The organism is Candidatus Agathobaculum pullicola, from assembly GCF_052117205.1.
Classification (GTDB): domain Bacteria; phylum Bacillota; class Clostridia; order Oscillospirales; family Butyricicoccaceae; genus Agathobaculum; species Agathobaculum pullicola.
This window is the reverse complement of the sequence record NZ_JBQKJP010000075.1, coordinates 1-6,638: the sequence shown is the minus strand read 5'-3', so window position 1 is coordinate 6,638 and position 6,638 is coordinate 1. Positions and strand designations below refer to the sequence as shown.

7 protein-coding genes and 1 pseudogene are annotated in these 6,638 nt (G+C 46.3%); 2 read left to right on the top strand and 6 right to left on the bottom strand.

Annotation, left to right across the window (positions count from 1 at the left end; translation table 11 throughout):
- Positions 1-524 precede the first annotated feature (524 nt).
- Positions 525-848: pseudogene (locus tag ACTQ3V_RS15120) on the top strand (recombinase family protein); the annotation flags it as partial.
- Positions 849-1,429: 581 nt separating this feature from the next.
- Positions 1,430-2,620 (top strand): IS256 family transposase, encoded by a 1,191-nt coding sequence (locus tag ACTQ3V_RS15115; RefSeq protein WP_441468234.1) that lies wholly within the window; start codon positions 1,430-1,432, stop codon positions 2,618-2,620.
- 291 nt (positions 2,621-2,911) lie between these two features.
- Here ACTQ3V_RS15115 and ACTQ3V_RS15110 read toward each other — a convergent pair whose 3' ends face one another.
- The 6 genes from ACTQ3V_RS15110 to ACTQ3V_RS15085 all read right to left on the bottom strand — a co-directional run.
- Positions 2,912-3,562, bottom strand: a complete 651-nt coding sequence (locus ACTQ3V_RS15110) for a WG repeat-containing protein (protein WP_441468233.1) — start codon at positions 3,560-3,562, stop codon at positions 2,912-2,914.
- A gap of 1 nt (position 3,563) precedes the next feature.
- Positions 3,564-4,280 (bottom strand): hypothetical protein, encoded by a 717-nt coding sequence (locus ACTQ3V_RS15105; RefSeq protein WP_441468232.1) that lies wholly within the window; start codon positions 4,278-4,280, stop codon positions 3,564-3,566.
- Positions 4,281-4,299: 19 nt separating this feature from the next.
- Positions 4,300-4,881 (bottom strand): HTH domain-containing protein, encoded by a 582-nt coding sequence (locus ACTQ3V_RS15100; protein WP_441465655.1) that lies wholly within the window; start codon positions 4,879-4,881, stop codon positions 4,300-4,302.
- Between the two features lie 81 nt (positions 4,882-4,962).
- Positions 4,963-5,766, bottom strand: a complete 804-nt coding sequence (locus ACTQ3V_RS15095; protein WP_441465654.1) for a helix-turn-helix domain-containing protein — start codon at positions 5,764-5,766, stop codon at positions 4,963-4,965.
- Positions 5,767-5,779: 13 nt separating this feature from the next.
- Positions 5,780-6,277 carry a DUF4365 domain-containing protein gene (locus tag ACTQ3V_RS15090; RefSeq protein ID WP_441465653.1) on the bottom strand — a complete coding sequence of 166 codons (498 nt, stop codon included), beginning with the start codon at positions 6,275-6,277 and terminating at the stop codon, positions 5,780-5,782.
- 168 nt (positions 6,278-6,445) lie between these two features.
- A partial coding sequence (locus ACTQ3V_RS15085; protein WP_441468231.1) for an IS3 family transposase occupies positions 6,446-6,638 on the bottom strand: 193 nt, incomplete at its 5' end.

Sequence of the window (6,638 nt, the reverse complement as noted above, 5' to 3'; positions counted from 1 at the left end):
CTTGCTTCCCGTCACAAACGGACAAGGGGCAGCGCAGGCCGCAGGCGAGAGCCATAGGCCGCGCGCCCCGTTCCGTTGTAAGCGCCAGCTTTCCCGCCCGCCTGAGCGGGCAAGGTAGCCTAAAAGCCAGTATTACCTTTTAGGCTACTTTTGTAGCTTATAGCAAAGGCAGGAGAATTACAAAATCGGCAATGGCTATCGCACACAAGGATGTGATGGCTAAAATTCATCATCTCATTTGCAGTGATCTAAAACAGAAGCTATAAAACATTATCCTCTTACAGACGGGCGGCGGGTTTTATAGTATACTATAGATAACCTGTTTGTCCGTCTGTCAGATGGGAGGTAACATGAAACAGCCGGATAAATTCACTGCACATGATGCAGCGCAGAATAATACTACAATGAACCTTGACAATCCAATGCACCAACAGCCGCTTGCGCCCTTTCAGCGCGTGTCCAACGACGCACCGTTGAGCGAACAAGCCAAGACAGCCATCCAAAACACGGTGCTGCAATTCTATATTCACAGCCAGCCACAAGAGGAAGTCGAGGGCATTACCGCATGTTACGAGCGTCTTTCCCAAGAAGATAAACTGGACGGCGAGAGCAACAGCATCAGCAACCAAAAGCGGATTTTGGAAAAGTATTGCCGCGACCATGGCTATATCGCCATCCGGCACTATGATGAAGATGACGGCTATTCGGGGACGAACTTTAACCGCCCCGGTTTCCAGCGGATGCTTGCCGATATCAAGGCGGGCAAGATCAAGCGCGTTGTCGTTAAGGATATGAGCCGATTCGGGCGCAACTATCTGCAAGTCGGGATGTATACGGAAACATTATGGACAAGGGCACAAAAGGCAGACCGTGAAACGGGCTGCTGACAACAAATAAAGGCTGAGTATCAAGCACCGGGAAAGTGCGAGATATTCAGCCTGTTTTGTTGTCCGGGGTTTCCAAAGGGGTTTCCCCTTTGGCACGCGACTTTGCTTGCAAAGTGTAATGTGTTATACCTGCTGGCGTGGCTGCCGGGGGAAACGGGGTGCGGTGCTTCTTGCGCCCCGTTTGCTCCGGCAGGAAAACAGGCGGGATTTTTGCGAATGGGAATAAGCAAAAAAACGGGCTGTTTTCAGAGAACGGCGGCAGGTATATGAAAGCCCCCGTCCCTCGTCCTACGCTCTAACTTGTGGACAAAGTGTCCCGAAGTGTTGTCCACACTCCCGGAAAAGTAGCAGGACAACGGGCAACCGTCAAGGTTGAAATGAACGGGTTACACCCGGCCTTGACCAACGCCCGCCGCCCCGCTGAATGGGTGATAAGGTACAATAAGTTTCGCAAATTGAAAAGTAGATAAAAAGAGACATGGTTTGCAGATCTCTGGTAGAATGAAGTCGCGACACACCATTCTGAAAGGAGACAGCAAACCATGTCCGAGAAGATTGTACAGCTAAACGAGGAAGTTATCAAGGGGCAGCTCAAGGAACTGGTGAGAGGCAGCGTAGAGGAAACCCTCAATGAGCTGCTGGAAGCCGAGGCTCAGAAATTGACCCAGGCTGCCCGGTATGAGCGCAATGAGCAGCGCCAGGGCTACCGCAGCGGCCACTACAGCCGCAACCTCACTACCACTTCCGGAGATGTCACTCTCAAGGTACCTAAGCTCAAGGGAATCTCCTTTGAGACCGCCATTATTGAGCGGTATCGCCGCCGGGAGAGCAGCGTGGAAGAGGCCCTCATTGAGATGTACCTGGCTGGCGTATCCGTCCGGCGTGTGGAGGATATCACCGAGGCCCTCTGGGGCAGCAAGGTTTCTCCCTCCACCATCAGTGAGCTGAACAAGAAAGCGTATGTCCACATTGAAGACTGGCGAAACCGTCCTCTGCAAGGCGGGCGGTATCCGTATGTCTATGTGGATGGGATCTACCTGCGCCGCAATTGGGGTGGAGAATTTGAAAATGTAGCCATTCTTGTGGCAATTGCGGTCAATGAAGATGGATATCGTGAGGTTTTGGGTGCCGCAGAGGGTATGAAGGAAGACAAGGCCAGCTGGATCAGCTTCTTCCAGTGGCTGCGTGGCCGTGGTCTGGACGGCGTGAAACTCATCGTTGGCGACAAGTGTCTTGGTATGCTGGAAGCCGTGGGAGAGGTGTTTCCTGAGGCCAAATACCAACGGTGTACCGTCCACTTTTACCGCAATGTGTTCTCTGTCACACCTCGCTCAAAGGTGAAGTTGGTGTCCAAGATGCTCAAGGCGATCCACGCTCAGGAGAGCAAAAGAGCCGCCAGAGAAAAGGCTAAGGCTGTGGTGGAGGAACTCTGTTCCATGAAACTAAAGGAGGCCGCCAAGAAGGTAGAAGACGGTATAGAAGAGACTCTGACCTACTGCGATTTTCCCAGCGAACACTGGACTCGCATCCGCACCAACAATGTCATTGAGAGGCTGAACCGGGAGATCCGCCGCCGCACCCGTGTGGTGGGCAGTTTCCCGGACGGCAACTCTGCCCTTATGCTGGTTTGTGCCCGGCTGCGCCATGTAGCCGGCACTCAGTGGGGCAATAAGAAATACATGAACATGAAGCACCTGGAGTCTGCCGCTGAGGACGCCTCCATTGCTGGCTGACTTCATTTATCACGGAGCCTGCAAACCAATTTGCGAAAAATCCTTGACACTACCGAATGGGTAGACAAGGCGGCCAATCCCTAAAAGTGCTTGGCCGCACCCGTTCTGATTTTAGAGCGTTTCTTTTCCCAAAATCGAAATGGACGGGGAAGCCATTTTACGGCTTTCCCGCCTTGATTACCTTTTAGCAAAGATAGGCGGGACTGTCAACGGCGGCGCATGAAATGCGCCGTTCATCTTGACCGTTGACTGGCTCGGCTGGCTTTGCTATCTTCCACGCATGATATTTTCTTATTTCTCCTTCATGGATAGTTTTACAATCCCCCATTTGCCGTCTTTCTTAACGCAAATCACCCCAGTATTGCTTTCCCGTATATCGGAGTAAATAGGTGGTAAAATTTCATACCCACTGTGGTGCAACAATCCCCATTTCCCTTGTAGCTTTATTCTTATCAACTTGCCATAAATAGGATAGGCTTGCTGATAACTTATATCGACAAGGAGTTCACCTGTTATTTCGGAAACAACGCCCCATTTCCCGCCGACCCTCACAGCACATAAATCGTCATAGCCGCACCATATTTCATCAAACCAATCTTCGGAGATATGCGCTCCAGCTATATTTAGCAAGCAATATTTTCCGTCTTTTTTACCCCATAAATTCTTTGAGCGAAAATGAAATTCTTCTTCATAAATGCATGGAATGAGAGCATTTCCATTTACATCAAGAAGTCCATACAATCCGTTTTTCTCAACACATATCAGGCCATTATTGGACTGAGATACTGTATCATACTCAATAGGAATGGCAATGGTTCCCTTTTCGTTTATAAAGCCCCACAATCCGTCTTTCGAAACTTTAATCAGTCCATTTTCACTGTGCCAGACCTCACCATAAGCCAATTCACATGGAACTTGAATATCAGCTTTAATACAAGTCATTTTACACACAACCCTTTTCTTGACATATAAGTGCTTGCTGATAACTTCCAATCAGCCCATAATAATTCATTATATCTGGATAACGATTTGACGGATGATAATAGTCCAGCACAATGACATCGTGACCATTCAGCCGTGTGAAATAGTAAAGGTTAGAGTTTTGTTTATCTTTGATGTTATACCCCAAAATGATATTGAGAGATGTTATGGTATATCCGCACACAATAATAGTTGGGTCAATCAGTTCGATTTCATGACGTAATTCTGTGCAATCGTATTGTGCATATTGCAAAATATTGTCTTTCTCGGAGTCTTTCGCTCCGTCACTCTTCTTCACATTGACAACGGCAATCTGGCGGAGCTGCTCATTTCCAAAATAGTGCATAGCCGCTTCGTCTCTAAACGGGCATAAATAGGTGGTTGATGTATGTAGTAGTCCTTGCGTCCATTGAGATACCCTTTTCCATGTAATGTGCTTTCCCATTTTTTCTTTGGTTAGCAAATGATCCTTTATTAAATCCCAGTCGCCTGTTCCGTGATATGCTTCTTTGAGCAGAAACAAGGGGCGCACTTTTTGGGAAAACCACTGCTCCGGGCAAACAATACCGTCTCGAATGAACACATTTTTACTGTGGTTAATATCATCAGAAGGTGCTTTGTTTTTCCATTCTTGAAATAGCAATTCAATATCGCTTATATATTTCTCTGTACGTTCCATTCTAAATCCTCCCGCATTTTTAGAAATCATCCCATAGAACCGATTTGCCAACGCTCAATTTCCAGCCTTTTAATGCTGTGTCATACTCAATCCATTCTCCTGCAATCCGAAGTGTTTCAATGTATCGTTGCACAGAGCGTTCTGATACCTCTAATTTTTCAGCTAATTCTCTTGTTGAGATACCAGGTGTTTTTTTAATAGCACTTAGTACAAATAGAGTGTTCGCCACAATGATACTGAAATTTTTATACTTTTTTTGTTTGCGATATGCGTCCATAAGTATAAATTTGATTTGTTGCTGCATCAATTCAAAGCTGGAAAATACATTGATCTTACGACGTAAATTGGGTGGCAGGGAAATTTCTCCTATTAGAATTACTGCCTCGGAAAAATCTCCAATTTCAGAATAATAATCAAGAAGCATGTTTCGTTCGCCGCCCGACAGTTTGCTAAACCTTACTATAATTCCACTAACGGGAGTGGCAATTAAGTCGGTGGAACATTCCGTGATAAATGCAGAAGAATTTTGTGGGATAATTTTTTGAAGCTGACCCATTTCCCTATTCGTCAATCCATACGCTAAAATATCATAATTCTGCATTTATTTCACCACCTACTTCTATTGTACACTATTATGGCGACAACAGTATGGGAACGTGTGATAATTTTCAGATAGTTTGCCCTATCTCTTTTTACCTCTTTTTGAAATATGTGACTTCATAAAATCTGACTTTGAACCTATCCGTATCAGCCATTGCTTTTCTTCTTCGGTCAAACGATTATAGGGCAGTCGGTTTTGTTTGCAATAAATCAGCAGCCATTGTTCCAAACGGCTCCCCTTGAAGTTTGCCACCTCATCCAAATCTTTTTTCAGTTCGGCGGCAACAGATTTTTCCGGCGCACTCTCTGCCCGCCCCTTGTGGGCTTCCTTTATGTCCTCCATGATACCATCTATATCGTCATGTACCCGGCGGCTGAAATACTCGCCCTCCTGCACATGGATTGCGTTCAGCAGATAGGCGGTCTTATCATGCTCCCCCGGCTGGTATTTCTCCATGATTTCCGCCCTTGCCACATCAACCCATGCGTTCAGATTTTGGATTTGCCCGGTGGCGATACCGTTCACATAGATTTCAATGTCCGCCAGCAGTTTCACAAAATCTTTGTGTGTGGCTAACTCACAAAACAGAGCTGTGTCTATCCGCCCGTTTTTCAACAGGTCAATCAATTCGTCACTCAAATGCAGGTCTGCAAGATCGGCGTTTGGGTGATTTTTTGTTTCGGTCAATCCCAGCAGATAATCGGCAGTCACACCGTAAAACTTCGCCAACTTGATAAGGGCATAGTGGCTGATGTCCTTATACTCGTCCGCTTCATAACTGCCCAGCGCAGACTTGGAGAGGTGTGTCTGCTCTGCAAGCTGTTCCAGTGTCAATCCACGCTCCACACGCAGGTCTTTTAGGCGCTCTTGAATGGTTAAAGCCATCTTTTGTTCCTCATTATATTGCCGTTATCATATTTTCTAACTTAAATCTTTCGAGCCGCGGAATGTTCTTGGCAGAAATATTTAGGCCATATTCTGGTTTCGATTTTTTGCCCTTGTATGAATGGTAAACAAAAATATTACTACTGTCGTTATCCCATGTGGTCGCAGGAATTAAATATTCTATGGGGTGTTCGCCATCATTTAGCAAAAGCAAGAACAAGTAAAGTGATTGGTCTGAAATATCAAAATATTCCTCCCGCATAAAAACATAGCCTGTTCCTTTGCGAATGGCTTTAACTTGAAACTTCAAAAATCCTCTCTTGCTTTCTGCAATAAAATCTATTCCATGGTCATCAACCTCGGAAGTATAAATGCTCACTCCATAAGAGGCTAATGACATTTTTGCGTAGTATTCACAGAACGTCCCCAGCTTTTGCCGGGTGAGGTCACTTCTTGACCAATTTAGGTTATACATTTCATTTCCACCCCCTGCTACATATTCCTTTTTCATTCTACCACAATTCCGAGAGCGTGGAAATAGGCTGTTTTTCAAGCCGTTTTCTGGAAATGTCAAGAAATGTGCAGTCTGGAAACACCCAAAATCTGAAAAGCATGGTAATACAGCGCAGTTTTCCGAAGTGGAGCGTAGCGGAACGCAGGAAAACTGCGGCAGCACCGGTCAGGCTGCCTGCTGCGCCCGCATCCACTCCCGGTACTTCACAGGCGGCAGCCCAAGCGGGTTGCGTGTATAGACCCTGACACGGTTGTAGTAGATAAAAATATAGCGAAAAATGATCGTTTTGACTTGTTCTCTCGGCAGCTTGTACGCCGCGATCTGATAGATCTTCTCTTTCTTGAGCGTGGCGAAAAAG